At 57.3% G+C, this 20,996-nt stretch carries 20 protein-coding genes, 1 tRNA gene and 1 pseudogene; 6 read left to right on the top strand and 16 right to left on the bottom strand.

What is annotated here, in order from left to right:
* Positions 1-3: 3 nt before the first annotated feature.
* The 5 genes from QKB66_RS10510 to QKB66_RS10490 all read right to left on the bottom strand — a co-directional run bounded on the left by QKB66_RS10510 (position 4) and on the right by QKB66_RS10490 (position 3,427).
* Complete coding sequence (locus QKB66_RS10510; protein WP_062037462.1) at positions 4-768, bottom strand: ATP-binding cassette domain-containing protein; 765 nt, start codon at positions 766-768, stop codon at positions 4-6.
* 11 nt (positions 769-779) lie between these two features.
* Positions 780-1,751 carry an ABC transporter permease gene (locus QKB66_RS10505; protein WP_201040752.1) on the bottom strand — a complete coding sequence of 324 codons (972 nt, stop codon included), beginning with the start codon at positions 1,749-1,751 and terminating at the stop codon, positions 780-782.
* A gap of 119 nt (positions 1,752-1,870) precedes the next feature.
* The gene (locus QKB66_RS10500; RefSeq protein ID WP_414253304.1) at positions 1,871-2,836 is read right to left on the bottom strand and encodes a substrate-binding domain-containing protein; all 966 of its coding nucleotides are present in this window, start codon (positions 2,834-2,836) and stop codon (positions 1,871-1,873) included.
* A gap of 210 nt (positions 2,837-3,046) precedes the next feature.
* Positions 3,047-3,202, bottom strand: a complete 156-nt coding sequence (locus QKB66_RS10495) for a hypothetical protein (RefSeq protein WP_414253250.1) — start codon at positions 3,200-3,202, stop codon at positions 3,047-3,049.
* A gap of 21 nt (positions 3,203-3,223) precedes the next feature.
* The gene (locus tag QKB66_RS10490; protein WP_248092938.1) at positions 3,224-3,427 is read right to left on the bottom strand and encodes a hypothetical protein; all 204 of its coding nucleotides are present in this window, start codon (positions 3,425-3,427) and stop codon (positions 3,224-3,226) included.
* 37 nt (positions 3,428-3,464) lie between these two features.
* Between QKB66_RS10490 and QKB66_RS10485 the strand changes: the two genes are divergently transcribed.
* Complete coding sequence (locus tag QKB66_RS10485; RefSeq protein ID WP_414253249.1) at positions 3,465-4,283, top strand: HNH endonuclease family protein; 819 nt, start codon at positions 3,465-3,467, stop codon at positions 4,281-4,283.
* A gap of 477 nt (positions 4,284-4,760) precedes the next feature.
* Positions 4,761-5,099, top strand: coding sequence for a hypothetical protein (locus QKB66_RS10480; protein ID WP_144444991.1), 339 nt, complete (start codon positions 4,761-4,763; stop codon positions 5,097-5,099).
* A gap of 352 nt (positions 5,100-5,451) precedes the next feature.
* On the opposite strand, the gene QKB66_RS10475 is transcribed toward QKB66_RS10480, so the two are convergent.
* Both QKB66_RS10475 and QKB66_RS10470 read right to left on the bottom strand, forming a co-directional pair.
* Positions 5,452-6,342, bottom strand: coding sequence for a cation diffusion facilitator family transporter (locus QKB66_RS10475; protein ID WP_005328806.1), 891 nt, complete (start codon positions 6,340-6,342; stop codon positions 5,452-5,454).
* A 212-nt stretch (positions 6,343-6,554) separates the two neighbouring features.
* Positions 6,555-7,659: pseudogene (locus tag QKB66_RS10470) on the bottom strand (IS1249 family transposase).
* A gap of 114 nt (positions 7,660-7,773) precedes the next feature.
* Between QKB66_RS10470 and QKB66_RS10465 the strand changes: the two are divergent.
* Together QKB66_RS10465 and QKB66_RS10460 are read left to right on the top strand one after the other, a co-directional pair.
* Positions 7,774-9,117, top strand: coding sequence for an IS256 family transposase (locus tag QKB66_RS10465; protein ID WP_414253248.1), 1,344 nt, complete (start codon positions 7,774-7,776; stop codon positions 9,115-9,117).
* A gap of 382 nt (positions 9,118-9,499) precedes the next feature.
* Positions 9,500-9,907, top strand: a complete 408-nt coding sequence (locus QKB66_RS10460) for a GNAT family N-acetyltransferase (RefSeq protein WP_096336877.1) — start codon at positions 9,500-9,502, stop codon at positions 9,905-9,907.
* Here QKB66_RS10460 and QKB66_RS10455 read toward each other — a convergent pair.
* From QKB66_RS10455 to QKB66_RS10425, 7 genes are all read right to left on the bottom strand, one after another.
* Positions 9,891-11,018, bottom strand: a complete 1,128-nt coding sequence (locus QKB66_RS10455) for an SPFH domain-containing protein (RefSeq protein ID WP_248092936.1) — start codon at positions 11,016-11,018, stop codon at positions 9,891-9,893. The genes QKB66_RS10460 and QKB66_RS10455 overlap by 17 nt on opposite strands.
* 254 nt (positions 11,019-11,272) lie before the next feature.
* Positions 11,273-12,517: an alpha/beta fold hydrolase gene (locus tag QKB66_RS10450; protein ID WP_414253247.1), complete on the bottom strand. Its 1,245-nt coding sequence runs from the start codon at positions 12,515-12,517 to the stop codon at positions 11,273-11,275.
* A 69-nt stretch (positions 12,518-12,586) separates the two neighbouring features.
* Positions 12,587-13,456 carry a pyruvate formate-lyase-activating protein gene (pflA, locus tag QKB66_RS10445; protein ID WP_414253246.1) on the bottom strand — a complete coding sequence of 290 codons (870 nt, stop codon included), beginning with the start codon at positions 13,454-13,456 and terminating at the stop codon, positions 12,587-12,589.
* A gap of 3 nt (positions 13,457-13,459) precedes the next feature.
* Positions 13,460-13,711: an autonomous glycyl radical cofactor GrcA2 gene (gene grcA2 / locus QKB66_RS10440; protein WP_061924374.1), complete on the bottom strand. Its 252-nt coding sequence runs from the start codon at positions 13,709-13,711 to the stop codon at positions 13,460-13,462.
* 59 nt (positions 13,712-13,770) lie between these two features.
* Entirely contained in the window at positions 13,771-15,861 is a 2,091-nt protein-coding gene (gene pflB, locus QKB66_RS10435) for a formate C-acetyltransferase (RefSeq protein ID WP_311518577.1), read from the bottom strand.
* 501 nt (positions 15,862-16,362) lie between these two features.
* Positions 16,363-18,513 carry a LamG-like jellyroll fold domain-containing protein gene (locus tag QKB66_RS10430; RefSeq protein ID WP_414253245.1) on the bottom strand — a complete coding sequence of 717 codons (2,151 nt, stop codon included), beginning with the start codon at positions 18,511-18,513 and terminating at the stop codon, positions 16,363-16,365.
* 146 nt (positions 18,514-18,659) lie between these two features.
* Positions 18,660-18,741, bottom strand: a tRNA-Leu gene (locus tag QKB66_RS10425).
* A gap of 94 nt (positions 18,742-18,835) precedes the next feature.
* Here QKB66_RS10425 and QKB66_RS10420 point away from each other — a divergent pair.
* On the top strand, positions 18,836-19,249 hold the full coding sequence (locus QKB66_RS10420; protein ID WP_248092931.1) for a hypothetical protein: 414 nt from the start codon (positions 18,836-18,838) through the stop codon (positions 19,247-19,249).
* An 11-nt stretch (positions 19,250-19,260) separates the two neighbouring features.
* On the top strand, positions 19,261-19,605 hold the full coding sequence (locus QKB66_RS10415; RefSeq protein WP_070432971.1) for a DUF3817 domain-containing protein: 345 nt from the start codon (positions 19,261-19,263) through the stop codon (positions 19,603-19,605).
* A gap of 54 nt (positions 19,606-19,659) precedes the next feature.
* On the opposite strand, the gene rdgB is transcribed toward QKB66_RS10415, so the two are convergent.
* Positions 19,660-20,262 carry an RdgB/HAM1 family non-canonical purine NTP pyrophosphatase gene (gene rdgB / locus QKB66_RS10410; protein WP_061924389.1) on the bottom strand — a complete coding sequence of 201 codons (603 nt, stop codon included), beginning with the start codon at positions 20,260-20,262 and terminating at the stop codon, positions 19,660-19,662.
* Entirely contained in the window at positions 20,256-20,984 is a 729-nt protein-coding gene (gene rph / locus QKB66_RS10405) for a ribonuclease PH (RefSeq protein ID WP_061924392.1), read from the bottom strand. The genes rdgB and rph overlap by 7 nt, the downstream gene beginning before the upstream one ends.
* Between the last annotated feature and the right edge of the window lie 12 nt (positions 20,985-20,996).

Raw genomic sequence — 20,996 nt, 5'->3', positions numbered from 1 at the left:
ATTCTAGCTGGCCAGCTCCGCCTTGAGGGTTTCCATCTCTGCGCCACCGGCCATCCACTTGGTCAGCTCTTCGACGCTCACGTCAGCCTTGTCAGCGTTCAGTGCCACCTCGCCAAGGTTCAAGACCACGAAGCGATCTCCCACCAGGTAAGCGTGCTGCGGGTTGTGGGTAATAAAGACCACGCCCATGCCGCGCTGCTTGGCCGCCGCGATAAAGCGCAGCACCATGCCGGATTGCTTGACGCCCAGTGCCGCAGTCGGCTCGTCCAGCACGATGTAACGCGCGCCGAAGTAGATGGCGCGGGCAATGGCCACCACCTGGCGCTGGCCGCCGGAAAGCGCCTCCAACTCGACGTCGATGTCGGGCAGCTCCACGCCCATCTGCGCCAGCTGCTCGCGGGCGATGGCGCGCATTTTCTTCTCCTGCAGGCCGCCGAAACGGCCTGTGAGCTCTTGGCCTAAGAAGAAGTTACGCCAAACCGAAAGCTGCGGCACGAGGGCCAAGTCTTGATAGACGGTGGCAATGCCCGCATCCAACGCGTCGCGGGGGTTAGAGAAGGTGGTGGGCGCGTCGTCGACAAGCAGCTGCCCACCTGTTGGAGTATTCAGGCCGGACAAAATTTTGATCAGCGTGGACTTGCCGGCGCCGTTATCGCCCAGCACGCACGTGACCGTGCCAGGGACCAGTTTCATGGAAATCCCGCGCAGCGCCTGAAAGTTGCCGAATGATTGCTCAATCTCACGCAGCTCAATAGCTGTAGTAGTCATGATGGTCTGCCCTACTTTCGCTTGTTGAAATTAGCCACGGAACTATTAGTCAGCACTGCAAACAGCAACATGGCGCCGAGGAAGAACTTGAACCAGTCCGGATTCCAGCCGGCGTAAACAATGCCCTGGTTGGTCATGCCGAAGATGACTGCACCAATAGCGGTGCCCACTGCGGTGCCGCGTCCGCCAGTCATGGAGCAGCCGCCGATGACGGCCGCGATGATGTAGAGGAACTCGTTACCAATGCCTTGGCCCGCTTGGATGGAGTCAAAGGCAAAGAGGGTATGCATGCCGACGAACCACGCTGCGAAGCCGACGAGCATAAACAAAATCACCTTCACGCGGCGCACCGGAACGCCTACCGCGCGCGCTGCTTCTGCATCGCCGCCGACGGCAAAGACCCAGTTACCAAAGCGGGTCTTGTACAGCACGAAGGAGGCCAGCGCCACGAAGAAAATCCACCACAAGACGGTGGCACGAATGCTGAGTGTACCGATGTGGATGGTCCCGGCGAATATGGTCTGCGCTGTGGGAAAGCCCTCCATATCCGCAATGGACGGGGTGGCAACCTGGCCGGTAATCAGCTTCGTCACTGCGAGGTTTAAGCCTTGCAACATTAGGAAAGCAGCGAGAGTGATAAGGAAGGAATCAATCTTCGTGTGCACCACAAGCAGGCCATTTAAGGCACCGATGGAAAGCGCGACCAGCAGCGAGAGCCCCGCGCCTACCCAGGAGTTTAGGTGCAGGTTGTAGTTGAGCATGGTGGCCACCAGCGCCGCAGTGGTTACGGCAACGCCGGACGATAAGTCAAACTCGTTACCAATCATCAAAAGACCCACGGCGAGCGCGACGATGCCGAGCGTGGAGCTGGCATAGAGCACCGTGGAGAAGGCCTCCATCGAGCGGAACGAGGGCGCGACTGCCATAAACAGCGCGAAGATGACGAGCGCGCCGAGCACGCTGGCCAGCTCGGGGCGGCGCATGATTCTCGTACCCAGGCTGCGCTTGTGCAGCCTTCCATCCGCGCTTGGCGACGCCGTATTTTCCGCACCCTTTGCCGCAACTTTAGCCGCGGTGTTTGTTCCTTGCGAGGTCCGAACTGTCATCGCAGGCCTTCCTTCGCAGATTCAGAAATCACGTCGACGTTGCTCTCGTCAACGAAGGATGGGCCGGTATAGACCGGGCGGCCACCGCCGACGGTCGAACTATTGCGGTGCGCAAGCCACAGCGCATCGACTGCGAGGTAGCCCTGCATATAAGGCTGCTGATCCACGGCCCAGGCGACGTCGCCTTGGGCGATAGCGTCGACAAGCTCAGCATTGGTATCGAAGGTGGCGACCTTGGCTGATGCACCGGCGTCGGCAATAGCGTCGACCGCGCGAAGCGCGACGGGCGCCTGGAGCGCCATGACCCAATCGATGGACTTATCCTGAGCGAGCTTCGCGTTCAGCGTGGACTGCGCGGCGGTGAGATCCTGACCGTTGACGTAGAGCAGTTCCACCTTGCTGCCCTGCCCCTTCTTGAGACCCGCGCAGCGGTCCTCCTGGGACTTGTTGCCTTGCTCGTGGATAACGCACAGCGTGTGCTTCGCGCCCTGGGATTTCAGGCGCTCGCCCGCCTTGTTGCCAGCAACCTTTTCTTCTTGACCAAAGAAGGCGCTCATGCCGTACTTTTGATACTCATCCATGCCGGCGTTCAGGCCGACGGTGGGAATTCCAGCCTCGGAAGCCTTCTTGGCCACTGGGCCGATGGCACCCGCGTTCGGCATGGTTACGGCGATGCCGTCGACGCCGGAATCGATGGCGGATTGGACGAGGTTAGCCTGGTTCGGTGCCTGCGGGTCGGAGGAGTAGCGCAGCTCGATGTTGTCTTTCTTGGCAGCGTCCTCGGCGCCCTTGCGGACCAAGTCCCAGTAGGTATCACCGGGGGCGCCGTGGGAGATCATCGACACCACGATGCGCTCGGTGTCCACTCCCCCGGCGAGGCCGCCTTCTTCGTCAGCACGCGGGGCACCGCCGGTAGCCGAGCATCCCCCAAGTGCGGCTACCAAAGCCACAGTTCCCACAATCTTGTTTGCTTTAACGTTGAACTTCACTCTTGCATAGTGCCCCACCGCAAGCAGCTACTCAAAACCCATGACCTGCATCTTTATCGTTTCAGACGGAACACGCTGGCACTTTTGCGGCGGATTTCACCCCCGTTTTGTGCGAACAAGACACAAGAAGAGGGCTACCCCACAAGCTGGGGTGCCCTCCCTAAACCGCGGTCCTAAAGGTTTTTATCCTTTCCCGGGGCTAAGCACACCAACCTGGGCGGCGGCGAGATCGTCTGCGAGTGGCTCGAGGATCTCTTCCGCCTGCAGATTGGGAAGCCAGGCATAGCCCTGGCCTGAAAATGACAGCGCGAAAGGTTCGGTGTCTAGGTGGTTGACCAAGCGTTCGCCTGTGAAATGTGGCTAGAAATCACCCAAGAGCCGGGAAACTAGCTCTTCAGCACGCTTTAGCTCCACGCGCGATTGGCTCCGGCGCACGCCTTCCCCGGTAGGACCTTCGGGCTCTACCTCTGCATAAATCTCGCATGCATTCGCCGGAACCACCAGCGCACTGCGGACAATCCCGCGCTGTTGCGTGTATTCATCAAAGAACCTATCGATACTCATTACCGGCGCCAGTCTAGCCGCTAAAATCATCCCCATCATGGCAGCCCGCTCCCCTTTTCGCCCGTACTACGTAGTCGGCATCCTCAACCTCATCGTCGCAGCTCTCGTCATCTTTGGCGCAACTCTCGACGCCCCGACTTCGTCCACCTCAGCGACTGCGCCCACAACCACTGCAAGCGATAGTCCGGACGATGTACCCAACAACCCCACGGCACCGGCTCCAGCAACAGCTTCAGACGCAGCTTCGGCAGCACCCGAACCCCCTGCGACACCTGCACCAAATCCAGTATTAGAACAGCTCAACGCTCTGCCGGTTAAGGGCCGCGCGCCAAAGACTGACTACGAACGTGAGCAGTTCGGGCAGGCATGGTCTGACGATGTCACCGTGGAATTTGGCCACAACGGCTGCGATACGCGAAACGACATTCTGCACCGTGACCTCGTGGATATCACGCTCAAAGAAAACACTCATGACTGCGTGGTCCTGACAGGTACGCTGCACGATCCCTATTCCGGCACTGATATCAGCTTCCAGCGCGGGCAGGACACCTCCGAGTTGGTACAGATTGATCACATCGTGCCGCTTGCCGACGCCTGGCAAAAAGGCGCCCAAGAATGGTCACCGGAAAAGCGCCGCGACTTTGCCAACGACCCGCGCAACCTCCTCGCGGTCGATGGCCCACTTAATCAGCAGAAATCCGCAGGCGACGCAGCAACCTGGCTTCCGCCAAGCAAGGAATACCGCTGCACCTACGCGCAGAAAATCATTGAAGTTAAAGCTACCTACGGACTGTGGGTAACACAGGCCGAACATGACGCGCTCGCAGGATTACTCGCCGCATGCCCAGCGAACTAGCGTCACCGCCGGCGTGGGGGAACGAGCACCTTTAGGATGTCAACATGACACGTATCAACAAACTCGGCCAACCCATTAGCCCCAAGGTTTCGAATTACCAGAACCTGGGTTATAGGTACGATACAGTAACCCCGTCTACGGGCAGTGGACGAAATACTGCGCGTGGTAGACATACTGATTGATGTAGGGCTTAGGGGCTTACTTTTAACCCTGGGATAGGAAAACCGAAAATTTAAAATATTTTATGTACCGAAGTTTCTAAATTTTCCTGATTTGGTATGGAGAGCCGAAACCCAAGCCCTCAAAGCCTCCCCGATACACTCGAGGCTTCCGACATCGACAGGTGCAGCGTGCTACCAAGATTGATATTGTGACCCGACCCCCACACACAAACAACTTGACACGCTCCGAACAAGCAAGCATTGATAGATGCAGGTCTGCACTACATTTTGTCGGTGAAACCCCACCGTGCCTGAGGTGATTGAAACCTGGCGGCGGGAAATCCCTGGTGAAGCCTACGCCCACGGCCAGATCTGGACACAAGCCTCGGCAAGCGATGCGCGCAAACACACAACCCCGAATACGGTGACCCACTTCCAGTACTCCTATGATCGGGCCAGACGCGGCCTGCGCGGAATCAAAGAGCAAGTCGCAAAAGCCAAACGCGCTGTTGACGGCGAAATCGCCATTAAGCGCAACCGCTATTTCGATCTTTCCACCCCGAACAAGAAGGTCAACTACGCTCTCGCTGCCAAACACCGAGCCCTAGCCGGAATTAAAGGCTATGAAACCGACCTGACCGCTCTTCCCGCCTAGGAGGTTATCGGGCATTACCGCAGGCTATTCCACATTGAAAATGTCGTATCGGATGTCGAAATCAGACCTGAAAGCACGCCCAATCTATGCGAGGAAACAAAACTCGATCACAGCACATCTCAATATTGTGATGGCAGCACTAGCCGTGACCCACCTGATGGAGACCCGCAGTGGTCACTTCATCAAACGCCTCGTGAGAACACTCAAGAAATACCACAGCTTTCAACTCGTCGTTGGCGGCGAAACCATTCACGCCGCCGTACCATTCCCGCCCGACCTCACTGCCACCATCCAAGTAATCACCGGCCGCGAACTTCCGCACAAAATTGGCCTAAGTCAGGTTAGAAGGGAATCAGCACACCGTCTCGTGGGATTCGTGCTCTGGGTGCTCAATCTGGATGGTGGAGTGCTCGATACCGTGTTCGCGCAGGGCCTGCTGGGCGGCATCCAACAGCGGGCCGGTGCCGACGGTGCCGTCGCGCACGATATGCACGGTCGTGAGCACGTTCACGCCGTCCAGGCTCCACAGGTGCAGGTCGTGGATGTCAGCAACGCCCTCGACCTGCCGCAGCGCGGGCTCGATCGCACTGGCGTCGAAGTCCGCCGGGACTTGCTCGAGCAGCACGCTCGCCGAAAGCCGCATGAGCTGCCAGGCGCGCGGCAGCACCATCGCCGCGATCGCTAGGGAGGCGATCACGTCCGCCGCCACAAACCCCGTGGTCAGTACCACGATGCCGGCCACGATTACTGCGACCGAGCCGAGCATATCCACTAACACGTGCAAGAACGCGCCCTCCACGTTGATCGAGGATTTGCGGTGCCGGTGCAGAACCCACGCCGATAGCGCATTCGCCACCAGGCCGATCACCGCGATGATCAGCATCGTTTTTCCCTGCACTTCGGCCGGGCTCTGCAGGCGGCGCACCGCCTCGACGACAATCCACACCGAGATCGCCAGCACCATCACTGCGTTCGCCAGTGCAGCAAGCACCTCCACTCGTCGGTAGCCGTACGTGGCCTGAGCCGATGCTTGTCGGCGCCCAACCAACACCGCTAACACCGCGATGATCAACCCCGCAGCGTCGGAAAGCATGTGCATCGCATCCGCCATCAGCGCCATCGAACCCGCCAACCAGCCGCCGATCAGCTCCGCGAAGAAGACGGTGCCGGTAATGCCTAGCGCAATCAAGAGTGCGCGCAGCGGCGTGCTGGAGTGATCGTGGTCGTGGTGCTCGTGTGCCATGCACTCAGCCTATCCCCGTCGACGCTTATTGACAATTAAATGAAAATGGATGGCGGTAAGCGCAGCCACTGAGGCCAAGTCGGCCTGATTTAGGTCATTGTGCAGTTGTCCTTTGAATGTGTAGAGAAGCTGAAACATGAACAACCAAAAAGTAGGGTTAAGTAGCAGAATGTGTGTCCGTTCGGCGTGTTGCGGGGCGGGTACACGGTTAGTTACTTCATGGGGTCTTTTCTGATTCCTATCGAGTGTTCGTACTCGGTTGGGATAGCGTTGTCGTAGAAGGCTGGTCGGCCTGTTTCTTGGTCGGCTTTGTTGTGGTTTTCTTCGGCAAGATCGTTGACTTTGGCGAGTTGATCTTGGTCATAATTGCACTGCCTGGCGGTATTTAGCGGATCGTCAGGCAGTTGCTTTTTGGTGTGGAGGTACCACTCGAGCATTTTTCGTTGGCGTTCCCCTGACCTGCCTCGGTGCGCATCGGCGATGCGTTTGAGCCTGGCGTTGATTCCGCCTTCAAGACTGTTTGTCGTTGAAGCCCAGCGTTTAGGATCAGGCACATTCGGTGGTGGCTTAAGGTAGGTAAACAGCCAATTGTTGCGCGAGAGGTGCAGCAGTGAGTTGTAGGCTTTGCGTACCCGCAGATGAGTCCATTCCCACTGGTTATTGAGAGTTCGGCGCTCTTTGGCCACGGAGGTTTTCTCGTTGAGGAATGTTTTGAATACCTGACCGAAGCCGTGCAGACGCAGCGTCCACCCCCGTGTCTGATCGAGCGTGGTGACACGGGTTAGTTTCAACGCCAGTGCGTAGATGGTTTTGCCGGCGTCGGTGCGCGGCCGTGAGGTGGTGTAGCGGCGGATGACCCGTTGCGCATGGACGAGACAACGCTGAATCATCGCGTTTGGCCCGCAGGCTTTAATCGCGGTGAGTGCGCCTTGTCCGACGTCGATGACGACGCAGAGCAGCTCGGCGATTTTGCGAAGAAGCTGCGTGTATGCGTGGACAGTTTCGTGTTTGGTCCAGTGCCAAGCAATGACGTGGTGGCGTCGATGAAGATCTGCTCGTAGACGCGCTGCGGGGCACCGTCGTTGGGGACGTCGATGAGCCAAAACGGTTCAATCGGCGATCAAGTGTCCAACGACTCACCCTTTGTTGCCCGGCGAGTTCAGACAACGTCACTGTGGAGGTGACATAGGAGATGAAGGCTTTAAAGTCGCAGGCCTGAGTGAGATCGGTGCGGGTTCGTGTCGTGGAGCTGCCGCAGTTCGGGTCTTTGCACCGCCACCTGGTTGTGCCTTTGGATGTGGTTCCGTTTTTCTTCATTTGCCCAGCACATACCGGGCATCGTGGTCTGTTTTTACTCACCCGGAAAGCACACCAGAGAGTGTCTGATGGTTTGTGTGTGGGTACCTAACCTGCATGAGGAGATGGACCAGAATGACTACTGTGGCGAGACGAGATCCGGCTGATAAGGCCAAGATTGATGCGATTGAAAAGAAGCTGCTTGCTAATCCTGACATCGCGAAACTGATTGATGACCTAGGCACGTCCACAACGGATGCCAACGACCTAGTTCGCGGCATGTTACAAGCCTCGATTACCAGGGGACTCAACGCTGAAATGGATGCCCACCTGGGCTACGAGTCTGGCGACAGGAGCGCTAAAGCTGCAGCTAGAACAGACAATTACCGCAACGGGTCGTATCCAAAGACCGTGGATTCTAACTACGGGCCAGTCACCGTTGATGTCCCTCGGGATCGGGCTGGAACATTCTTTCCGACTATGGTCCCTAAAGGTTCTAGGCGCTTGACTAATGTTGATGACATGATCGTCAGCTTGTATGCCGGTGGGATGACAATTAGGGATATCCAGCATCATATGGCAACGGCGATGCGTGTCGATATTTCCCATGAGACGATTTCTGCGGTTACTGACGCCGTGCTCGATGAGGTTATGGTCTGGCAAAACCGCCAGCTAGACGAGTTCTACCCCGTGGTTTTCCTGGACGCGTTGCGCATTAAAGTCCGCGACGACGGCCGAGTAGTCAACAAATCTGCGTACATGGCAATCGGCGTGGATCTCGACGGTATTAAGCACATTTTAGGATTGTGGATTGCCAAGGAAGAAGGCGCTTCATTCTGGGCGCAGGTATGCGCCAATCTTTCTAACCGTGGGGTCAAGGACGTCTTTATCGTCTGCTGTGACGGGCTGAAAGGCCTGCCAGAGGCAGTTGAGGCAACCTGGCCGAACTCTATGGTGCAAACCTGTATCGTGCACCTGATTCGCGCCGCTAACCGGTGGGTAGCCTACGGGGATCGCCGGGGCGTATCAGCCGCGTTGAAAAAGATTTACACTGCCACGGACGAGCCCACAGCACAGGTTGCTTTAGACGAATTTGAAGCCTCCGAGCTGGGTGAGAAATATCCCCGCTCAGTCAAGGTCTGGCGTGATGCGTGGGCGCGTTTCGTACCGTTTCTGCAGTTCCCACCAGCAGCCAGAAAGGTAATCTATACGACGAACTCCATTGAGTCGTTTAACAATGAGCTGCGTAAAGCTACCCGCAACAGGTTGCAGTTCACCAACGATGAATCAGCGATAAAGACGCTGTGGTTGATGATCTGCAACATCGAAGACAAACGAGCCGCAAAGAGGGCAAAGCAAGGCAAACGAGTCTCAGCGACAGCCGGCAGACTCATGGAAGGAGCCCGAGTTTCCGGCTGGAAACAAGCCATTAACCAAATGGCCGTGGCCTACCCCGACAGCTTCGACAAATACCTATAAACCTAGCCCCACACACAAACAACTTGACACCCTCCTCAAGAACAACATTGCCAAAGAATAATGAGGACAGTCGTTTTTCTTCCATGAGCCTAATTCTATAGAAATAATATTCTGCAGTTTGTTTCTCTAACTCTCACTCGATTCAGAACTTGTCTCTATCCATTGTCTTGCCTGGGGAAAAAGAAGAAACATAATAGCTACCACCGCAGGAAGAATTAAACCACTATAGTCTTCCGAAAGCACAGCAACGCCTGCATAAATAAACGATAATACTTCACCCGAGACCAGAAAACACTGCACCAATTGGTTATTACTTAGACCACTCGTTCGCTTCCCCAACCTGTAACGCTGGAGGGGCGCTATTGCCGCCTCGAGCCGCTGGATGCTGACAAGCACGGCGATAGCTGAGCAAGCCGCATTCCCTGATCGGCAGCATTTCGCCATCATCGACTACGCCCGCAACCAAGCCATTGGCTCAATTTCACTCATCAACGCAGTGCCCGAGCACGGCAGCGTGGAGATGGGATGGGTCTACTATTCCAAGCATCTCAAGCAGCCTTCCCACAACGCCGCTGTACGCTTGGGCTTTGTGCCGGAGGGCATCTTCCGCAACCACATGGTTTACAAAGGTCGCTCCCGCGACACCGAGTGGCTTTCCATCAGCCACGACGAATGGCCGCAACAAAAAGCCGCCTTCGAGGCGTGGTTGGATGAATCCAACTTCACCGAAGACGGCTTGCAGGTGCGATCCTTAGAGTCCTTCCGCGGAAGTACTAGCCCTCATCCTTGAGGTGCTTGCGCAGCTCATCAAAGTATTGACGTGCGTTTTGTGGCTGCTGCCCCTGCTGCTGTGGAGCCTGTGGCTGCTGGCCGCCGTAAGGAGCCTGCTCAAAGGCGTGCTCAGCGCGCTGCTGCACCTCGCGCGCCGCCTGCTGCGCGCGCTGCGCTTTCTGCGCACGCAGCTGCTCCAAGCGCTCGCGCTGCTCGCGGTCGAGTCCCCCAGAGGCTTCATTGTTAATAGCCTGAGTCGACAGCAGTACGTCGCGCATGCCGCCGAAGAGATCCTGCATGCCACCTGGGTTGGACGGCATGTAGAGGACGTTGGTGTGAGAACGGTCGGCGACGTCGACCATCGCGTCCAGGTACTGGGAGACAAGCATGAGGGTCTCTGGGTTTTCTTGAACGCCAGCCGCACGCAGCATCTCGTACTGCTGCGCGATACCCTCGACAATTTCCTTACGCTGCTCAGCCACACCGCGACCCTGCAGCTTCTTTGCCTCAGCGGCGCCCTCGGCTTCTTTAACCACGCGAATCTTCTCCGCCTCAGCCTGTGCGATAGCCGCCTCGCGCTCACGCTGCGCAGCGTTAATGGAGTTCATCGACTCGCGCACACGGGAATCCGGACGAATATCGGTAACCAGGGTGTTTACGAAGTGCCAGCCATATGCAGCCATGTTGTCGCGCAAAGACATTGCGACGTTCTGCGCGATGGTGTCCTTCGAAGAAAAGGAATCATCCAAGTCCATATTGGCAACTGAGGAACGAACGTTATCCTGCACGTAGGCCACGATCTGCTGTTCGTGGTTGGAGAGCATGTAATAAGCTTCTCGCTCGCGGCCTTGCACAACCTCGTACTGCACAGCCACGGGAATCTGCACGAAGACGTTGTCCTTGGTCTTGGTTTCCACCATGACATCGAGCTGGCGCACCTGCAGGCTGATCTTGTCGCGCACGCGATCAACCCACGGCAGCTTGAAGTGCAGGCCAGCGTGCGCCACGGTCACGAACTTACCCAGGCGCTCCACAATGGCAGCCTCACGGGTGCGCACGATGTAGTAGCCATCAAAAATGGTCAAAACAATCGCCAGCAGAACAACGCCAACAACAATCATTCCGATCATTGGTTCTTCCTCTCGTTCAATTCCTCATTCAATTCTTGATTTACTCCTCACCTTTCCACACCTTAAATAAGTACGCGAGTAGGAAAGAAGAAACTTAATGAAACTGCTATCGAATAAGACAAGGGGGCTAGGCAGCGAGCGCCAAGTCCGCCGTCTGCTTTTCCATCTTCCGCTCTGCGCAGCGTCGTGCCGCCACTGCCAGGCGCAGGAACTGATCGACGACCGACCGAGGCCGGCCGGCGCAAACGGGCGTTCTAGTGGTCATCAACCAAGCGGAAGAGCTCGCCCAGAATGCCCTCGCCGTCGTGGCTGATTCCGTTGTGTTGGAACTTGTTAGTCACCATTGGGCGCAGGTCACGGTAGGCGCTAGCGGTCTGCATCGCCTCTTCGAAGGGCACGAAGATGTCATCCAGATAGACAGCTGCGGCGGCCTGCACCTCAGCGTTGCCCAATACCGCGGCGTCGTAAGGCGCAGCATCCCACTCAAACTGCGCCAACGCTTCTGCCGAATCCTTGAACGCATGCAGCGCCGGATCCTCATCGAACTGCCACGGGAAGATGTGCTCGCCTGTCAGCCACGTGCCTGACTCGGCAAACTCCGGGAACTCCTCGCGCACGCGGTGCGCCGCCCAGCCCGTGACGTGCTGGCCGCCCACACTGCCATAAATGGATTCGTGGATGGCCGCATACAATGGCCCACCCTGGAAGCTCACGCGAGCACCAACCTCGTGGAGGAAATCGGAGCGCAAGCGCTTTTCCCCACGCACCGTCCGGAACGGCTCTTCCAGCAGGTAGCCCAATGAGTCGAAGCCCGAGCCACGGCCCAGCTCGATGCCGATGGTGCGGAAGCGAAGCGAGCTCAAGCGCTCCCCAGTAGGCAAAACCTCCTGCGAGTTGTCCAGGTGATCGATGATTTCCGCGATGCGCTGCTGCGCGAAAGGTACGTAGTCGAAGAAGCGCTCCTGGCGCACCTTGAGCTTGGTGAACGTGGAACGGTAAAGATCGTCCGCGCCCTTGTCCAAGGTCGGTAGGCCGCCGGTCAGGAAGGCCTTGTCCACAGACTCGGGGAACAAGGAGACGTAGCTCGTGATGCAGAATCCACCAAAGGACTGGCCGAACAAAGACCACTTGTCGATGCCAAGGTACTCACGCAGCCGCTCCGCATCGCGCACGATGTTGTCCTGGCGCAGTAGTTTAAGGCGCTCGACGCTTAAGTCGGCGGCGTCGGAAAGCGCGTCGATGCGATGGCTGCGCCCCGTGCCACGCTGGTCCATCAAAATCCAGCGAAACCGCTCCAAGCCCTTGCCGATAACGCCCGACGGCCCCAGCGGACGCGGCGCCGGAAAACCCGGGCCACCCTGGTTGTAGAGAATCGCCGGCTTTGCCGGGTCACCGATTTCGCGGGCATATAGTTCGAAAGTGCCCTGCGCTGGGTCATCATAATCCCAAGGGACCTCTAACGTGTGCTCTTTAACTGGGTATCCAAATCGACGAGTCATAGATAAAAGTTTAGCGCCGCACCATTTAGGCGCAGCGCTAAAAACTTTTCTTATTCAGGGAATACTCGTTTAGTAAACGGTGAATCCCTTTGCACGGAAGACGTCTCGAATTGCTTCGATATCCTCCGGCTTTGGCGGCTTCGTATCCTCGAGGGTGTACGGATAGCCCAGTTCATGCCACTTATCAGCACCCATGTTGTGGAACGGAAGCACCTCGATACGCTCGACGTTATTGCTCCAACGCCCCACGATCTCGGCGACGTTTCGCACATTTTCCGGGGAATCCGTCAGGCCTGGAACCACTACGAAGCGGATCCACACCGGCTTACCCATCGCCGACAGCCGGTCACCGAAATCGATGGTTGGCTGCAGCTCGCGGCGAGTGACCTTTTTGTAGGTTTCTTCGTCGCCAGACTTGACGTCGAGAAGCACAAGGTCGATGTTTTCCAGGTCCTCGTCCCGCAGGCGCGTACCCAAAAAGCCCGAGGTATCGATGGTGGTATGGATACCCGCATCGTGGACTTCCTTGAGCACGCGGCGCGTGAACGCAATCTGGAACAACGGCTCGCCACCTGAGATGGTCAGACCGCCACCGGAAGTCTTGAAGATGGGCTTGTAGCGCTTGATGCGCTTGACGACGTCCTCGATGCGCTCGAGGGTGCCCACCTTCATCTCCATGGTGTCTGGGTTGTGGCAATACTGACAGCGCAGTGGACAACCGGACATGAACATCGTCATGCGGGTACCGGGACCATCGACGGAGGTCACCAGCTCCCAGGAGTGCACCAAGGCGATATCGCCAGTACGGCGTGCCTCCATGAGCTCCGGGCGCTTGATCTCGTCGAGGGAGTTATCGGTACCTAGGCCGACGGCCGCACCGCGCACCTTCTCGCCCGCTTGGGGGTCAAGGTGCACGACTCCAGTAATGCCATCAGCCATTTTTTATGAACCCTGGTGGAAGGTACGGGAGATAACGTCGAGCTGCTGCTCCTTCGTCAGCTTGACGAAGTTAACTGCGTAGCCAGAAACACGGACGGTCAGGTTCGGGTACTTCTCTGGGTGCTCGACAGCGTCCTCGAGGGTTGCCTTGTCCAGAACGTTGATGTTTGCGTGGTACAGACCCGCGTTCATCTGGTGCTCGTCGCGGTTAGCCTTCATGTCTGCCAAGCGCTCGTCGAAAGTTGGGGTTGCCATGGTGATACTCCTTGAAGTGAGTTGAGGTTGAATGGGGGAAACTTGATTGCCGGGGTGGCTTACTCGGACTCCATGATGAAGCCTGCGTCCAGCACGCCCACCAGGTTGTCGATGCGCTCCTCCGGAGTGCGGCCGAGACCAGACGGGGTGATGGTGTTGGTCAGCGAGATGCCGTCCAACGCATCCTTGTAGTCCAGCTTGCCCACCGACAGCATGGAAGCGACCATGCCGTGGCTGTCGGCGCCGTTCTCTGGGTTTGCGCCCGGTGCGAACGGGGTACCTGCCTTGTGGCCGGATGGGAAAGCACCGGTTGCCTTGCCGTAGACCACGTTGGAGGTAATGGTCAGAACGGACTGGGTTGGAATTGCGTTGCGGTACATCGGGATGGCCTTAATCTTATCCATCACGGTGTGGACGATGGTTGCGGCGATGTCGTCGGCTCGGTCATCATCGTTGCCGTAGAACGGGAAGTCACCCTCGGTCTTGTAGTCAACGATGAGGCCGGACTCGTCACGGACCGGGTACACCTTGGCGTACTTGATGGCGGACAGGGAGTCAGCCACGATGGACAGGCCAGCGATGCCGCAGCCCATGGAGCGAACGATGTTGGAATCGTGCAGCGCCATCTCGACTGCCTCGTAAGCGTACTTATCGTGGCAGTAGTGGATAATGTTCAGAGCCTCGACGTAGGTGCTGACTACCCAGTCGAGCATCTCCTCGTACTTCTTCCAAACCTCGTCGAAGTCGAGCGGGCCGTCGCCCTGGATAGCGTCGTACCCCTCAACAACCTGCTTGCCGGTGACCTCGTCGCGGCCACCATTGATGGCATAGAGCAGGGCCTTTGCAGCGTTGACGCGAGCGCCGAAGAACTGCATCTGCTTGCCAACTTCCATCGGGGAAACACAGCAAGCAATCGCTGCGTCGTCGCCCCACTGCTCACGAATCTGCCTATCAGACTCGTACTGAATGGAAGAAGTGGTGATCGAGATGTGAGCACAGAACTTCTTGTAGCCCTCTGGCAGTGCTGGGTCCCAGAAAATGGTGATATTTGGCTCTGGTGACGGGCCAAGGTTGACCAAGGTCTGCAGCAGACGGAAGGAGGTCTTGGTGACCATGTGGCGGCCGTCATTGCCGAAACCAGCGTCAGACCAAGTTGCCCAGTATGGGTCGCCGGAGAAGATCTGGTCATAGTCCTCGGTGCGCAGGAAGCGAACGATGCGCAACTTCAGAACGAGATGGTCGATGATTTCCTGTGCGTCCTCTTCGGTGATGATGCCGGCTGCGAGGTCGCGCTCGAAGTAGCAGTCGAAGAATGCAGACAGGCGGCCGATGGACATTGCAGCGCCGTCCTGGGACTTGATGGAAGCCAGGTAGCCGAAGTAGGTCCACTGAACAGCTTCGTGAGCAGTCTTTGCAGGACCGGAGATGTCGAAGCCGTAGGACTGCGCCATGGCCTTGAGCTTCTTCAGAGCCTTGATCTGCTCTGCATGCTCCTCGCGGTAGCGTGCCCAGTGCTCACTGAATCCGAGCTCGCCGACCTCGTTCTTCTTAGCGTCCTTCTCGGCAATCAGGTAGTCGACACCATAGAGAGCCACGCGGCGATAGTCACCGATGATGCGGCCACGGCCATATGCGTCCGGCAGACCGGTGATGATGTGTGATGATCGAGCCGCACGAATACGTGGAGTGTAAATATCGAAGACGGCGTCGTTGTGAGTCTTGCGGTAGCGGGTGAAGATCTTCTTAATTTCTTCCTCCGGCTCCTTGCCTGCCTCACGGATGGCCTGCTCAACCATGCGCCAGCCGCCGTTTGGCATCATGGCGCGCTTGAGCGGAGAATCGGTCTGTAGGCCGACGATGACGTCATCGTCCTCTGAGATGTAGCCGGCTGGGAAAGCATCGATGTCAGTTGGGGTGTGGGTGTCGACATCGAAAATGCGCTTTTGGCGCTCTACTGACAGGTAGTCCTTTTCGAGGGTGTCCCACGTGCGCTGGGTCTTTTCGGTTGGGCCCGCGAGGAAGGAAGCGTCTCCATCGTACGGAGTGTAGTTGCGCTGGATGAAGTCCCTGACGTTGATGCCCTCAGCCCATGGGCCAGGCTCAAACCCCTCCCAGGCTTCAAACTGCAGCGGTTGCGTTGCGGTGGTCACGATTGTGACTCCCTTCTTGTTTGACACATTTCATTCAAGTGATTCGGGGCGCCTTGCCGCTGTTACCTGTCACTGTGTTCCGTACGTTTCCTGGCGGAAACTTTGGTCTCACCTTCTAAGCGACGAGCGCCTCTTGTCTCCAATTTTAGGAGCCGTGAATGCATCCTCCTACTCGGGCAATTGTGCAACAGAGCACATCCGTGCTTATTCGATGCCCGCGCAGGTCATCAATTTCATAAAAGACGGACATACCGTTTAGATCGGGGGTAAATTGCCCCCGATCGTAAGCTTCCCCACATCGCATTGATAGCTTTTTTATCAGTTATTTCCGAATTATCTGCCGATCGGAAGAAAACCATTGTTGCGAATTTCTATAGCTAAACACCAGCTCAGATTCTTAATGCACATTGTGTTTATTTACTTCAGCAACAGGATGGATCGGGCACAAAATCACATTCTGCGCCCGATTGCTTCCATTTCCGATCGCGATTTTCGCAAGCTTTAGAAAGGCAAGCGTGGCAGCGGAATTCCCAAGGTTCGGCTCAAGAAATTCGCCACCGCAAAGCCTCCGCCTACTACTGCTAAAAGGCCCACCAGCACCGCGGCTAAGACGCCGCCACTACTCGACGCCCCGCTCGAAAGACCCGCCGCAGAGCCAGTGGAAGACCCGGCTGCCGATCCCGAAGCCGATCCGTTGGTAGATGCACCAGCATCATGGTCCCGAGCAGTTAGCCACTGTTCCTTTTTCAGCACACCGTGGCTCAGACGGGTCTCGCCAATCCAGCCGTACCACGGGTCTTGTGGGTGGCCTTCTCCGCGGCCTGCGCCCATCACCCATTGCAGGTCACGCGGCAACAGCCCCTCCGCTCCCTTGGCATTACGTAAAATCGGAGCACCGTTGATGAACATCTCCACGGTGTCCTTTTCTGGGTCGTTGACCACAGCGATATGCATCCACTCGTCCTTCGGCACCTCGTGCGACCACACAGTCGAGCCACTGCCGGCTTCCGGCTCTGCCCACCAGCGCAACTCCCGCAAGTTCGATACGCCAAACATCACCGTAGGATCAGTATCCGTCGAGCCCGGTACCAACTTGGAAATCTGCGAATCTCGCGAAATCGCACTGCCCCAGCCGTGTTTTTCGCCATCAAAGTCCTCCGGCAGCTTCACAAAAGACTCAAAGGTATAGCCCGAATCGGAATCAAAGCGATTAATAGCCGCATCCTTGGCCGACTTAAACTCCGCAGTCGTAGGTTTGCCGGCCGGGTCAGCCCAATAAAGCGAGCCGCTATCCGACGACAACGGGTGATGGTCCGAGCTATACGTCACCCGGTCCGCGCCAACGACGCCGCCTTCACGATGCAAGTCACCATCGCCCGCGATATCCGGGATGATGGTGCCAGCGCCGGCAGGTGCGCCGTCGTTAAGCGCTGCGCCTTCCTTGTCCTTTGCCTCACCTGGACGCCAATGGAAGACAGTGTTGTCATTTTTCACAAAGTCATCCGGCCCCTGCGGAAGCTCGTCGGCCTTAATTTCGTATGGCCGATAACCGGCAGACACGATATCGCGCGCTTCCTGGGCCAAATCGCCATTGTCTTCATCACCGACCTGGAACTGCGGGTCAAAATCGGCAAAGCGTTCCGCGAAATTGAACGGAATCTTGTAACTATCGCTCCCGCCCTCCAGAATCAGCTCATCAAACTGCGTGAGCTCTTCCTGGGGCTTCTGCGCGACCCACGGCGAAAGCGCTGCCATCTCGAGTTCGTTTCCGGTGAGATCAAACTCAAGGACGCCCAAAAGGCCGTTTCCGCCCTGATAGGCCATCTGATAATCCTGCAAGATAGCTACAACATCGTGTCCGTAGTCGTTCTTGTCCACTCGGTAGCCCGCGCCATGGTGATGCCCGCCCATGGTGAGGAAAATCTGGTCGTTTTTGCTGATGAAATCAGCCCACAGGTGCTGGCCATAAGCGTCCGAATAGAAAACTTCACCAGAGCCATCGATGTTTAAGACCTCGTGGGAAGTCAGGATTACCGGAAGGTCAGGGTGTTCATCGATAACCTGCTGCGCCCAATCCAGTACCTCGTTGTTGGCGCGCCATGCAAGCGCCAACACCAAATACTCTTGACCTTCGGCCTCAAAAATGTGGTACTCGGAATCAGAATCGACCCCAGTGAAGCGTTCCTGGAACGTCGAGTTGGCCTCCTTGGCGCGGTCAGAACCAAACCACTGGTTGAAAGGCTGGTAGGAAGCATCGCCGGTCAAGTCGTGATTGCCAGGAAGGATGGAGTAGTTAAGATCCGACTGGTCGAGCGTACGCATCGCCTCATCGGCGACCTTCCACTCCCCTTCCACGTCGGACTGATCCACGACATCGCCCAAGTGAGTAGCAAACTGCATATTTAGGGCGTCTTTGTTTTCCGCAAGCCATTCGGTTTGTGCCCGATAAGGTTCACTTCCGTAGCGCTCCTGTGCGAGGTTGCCAGTCTCAGGGGTGGAATAGCGAGAGTAGAACTGCGTATCGGGAAGCACGCCGAGTGTAAAGCGTGAGCCTTCCGAAGCAGACTGCGCCAGCGCATGTGGGGCGACCAGGTTGCTTGCGCACAGCGAAGAGATAACAAGAATGCCGATTTTACGATGCGAGAGGACCATGAATTTTCTCCGTTTGAGATTCCGGGGGACCTCAAGAGCCTAAGAAACTTAGGTTGCGAAAGTATTACCTTCACGTGAAATGTTCATGGTGCTAAGAAATAAGCCCCTGAACGGCAAAAGCCTCCGTGTGACACGGAGGCTAAGCGTGCGCCCGGAGAGACTTGAACTCTCACGTCATAAGACACTAGAACCTAAATCTAGCGCGTCTGCCAATTCCGCCACGGGCGCTTGCAACGAAAATAGTTTACATGTTTTCTACGCCCACGCTAAAACCGGCGCACCCGAATCCAGTTTTTTGTTTGTGTTGAGTAGGCTGTTACGAGTGAGTAATGACAAAGCGCCAAAGCGGCAAAAGCTGAAAGTGCGATGGTGGCATATCGTCCTCATCGCGTTTTTCGTGGTGCTCTTTTTATTGCTCGCCTACTGGCAGTGGACGCGCTTCCGCTCCGGCTCCGGCACCTTCCAAAATTTAGGCTATGCCTTCCAATGGCCGCTCTTCGCTGTCTTTGTGGTCTATGCGTATAAGGCCGCCCTAGGTTATGAAAATGAGCGCATTGAGGCAGAGAACGAAGCCGCCGAAATGGGTGTCACGGATTACCAGCACCAAGCAAAGTCCGAGCAAGGCGAAGTCACTAAGATCGATGAGGACTTCTTGCCGCAGCGCCCGCAGATGGACGTAGAAACTTTTAACGCCTTAAACCAACAGCGCCGCAGGCGTGGCGACGACCAGAATTAGAAAGTAGGGCCATGACTAACCAAGTTCACCCAGACCGTAAGGCCCGCATCCGCGGCCCACTCAAGTTCTTTTCCATCGCCGCAACCGTGACCGGTATCTTCCTACTTCTCTTGGTTGCGCGCATGGTTCTCGAGTACATCGTCGGCGTGGAGATTCCGCACTGGGGCCTCTACATTGCCCAGGCCCACGGCGTGGCTTACATGATTTACTTGCTTTCGATTCTCATCCTCGGCCCGCGTGCGCTGTGGCCAGCAGGCAAGCTCATCACCACTGCCCTAGCCGGCGTTGTGCCTTTCCTATCTTTCTGGATGGAATACAAGCGACGCCGCGAAGTCACCGAGCAATTCCAGCTTTAGTCCAGAAGCAGAAGGCCCAGCATCTGCTGGGCCTCAAGTGTATCCGGGGTAAAGCTACGCCAGCTTGGCGATGACGCTAGTAAGCTGCGCCAGCGCACGCCCGCGGTGGGAAACCGCGTTCTTTTCCTCCGGGCTCATTTGTGCCGAGGAGCGCTGCTCGCCCTCCGGCTGGAAAAGCGGGTCATAGCCGAAGCCATTCTCGCCCTTTGGTGCGCGCAGCAGCATTCCTGGCCACCGGCCCTCAGCTACGTGTTCCGCGCCGTCTGGCGTGACCAATGCGCACACGGAGACGAAGGCGGCTTGGCGTCGTTCGTCGGGAACATCAGCCATCTGTGCGAGAAGCAGCTCGTTGTTGGCTTGGTCATCGCCGTGCTGACCAGACCAGCGCGCGGAGAGCACGCCCGGCATTCCATTGAGCTCTTCGACGGCGATACCCGAGTCATCCGCAATCGTGGCGATACCAGTATTGGCAACGCCAGCACGGGCCTTAATCAGTGCGTTATCGGCAAACGTGCGTCCGTCCTCCACCGGTTCGTCATACGCCGGCACAGCGGAAAGCGGTAGCAACTCGACGCCTTCGATTCCCGCGTCTGCGAGGATGCGTTCGAGCTCGCCAAGTTTCTTCTTATTATTCGATGCGACGAGAAGCTTTACCATCCCAAAGCAGCCTTCTGCGCAGCAATCAGCTCGGTGCAGCCCTTCTGGGCCACATCCAGCATGGAGTTCAGCTCAGCGCGGCCGAACAAGCCGTGCTCGCCGGTGCCCTGAATCTCCACGAAGTCGCCGCCTTCCTGCATCACCACGTTCAGGTCGACCTCCGCGCGGGAATCTTCTTCATAAGGCAGGTCGAGGCAAATCTCGCCATCGATGATGCCCACGGATACCGCGGCGATTGGGTCCAGCAGCGGCTCGCCGGGCACGACGCCCTCGGACTTCAGGTACTCGATAGCATCTGCCAAGGCCACGTACGCACCGGTAATCGAAGCCGTGCGGGTACCGCCGTCTGCCTGCAGAACGTCGCAGTCGAGCTGGATGGTGTTCTCGCCCAGCTCGGAAAGGTCCACGGCAGCGCGCAGAGAGCGCCCGACCAAGCGGGAAATCTCGTGAGTACGGCCCTTGACTTTGCCCTTCATGGACTCGCGAGGCATGCGGTCGTGCGTGGCTGCCGGCAGCATCGAGTACTCAGCGGTCAACCAGCCCTCGCCGGAGTCCTTCTTAAAGCGCGGCACGCCAAACTCCACGGAGGCGGTACACATCACGCGGGTGTTGCCAAACTCGACGAGCACGGAACCTGCCGGGTTGGTGGTGAAGTTACGGGTAATACGCACGCTACGCATTTGGTCTAGCGCGCGACCATCAGCACGAGAAAAATCAGTCATGCACCCAAGGGT

The sequence above is a fragment of the Corynebacterium sp. c25Ua_89 genome, assembly GCF_047459735.1.
Lineage (GTDB): Bacteria > Actinomycetota > Actinomycetes > Mycobacteriales > Mycobacteriaceae > Corynebacterium > Corynebacterium simulans.
Note: the sequence above shows the minus strand (reverse complement) of the source record. Positions and strands in the feature narration are given on the sequence as shown.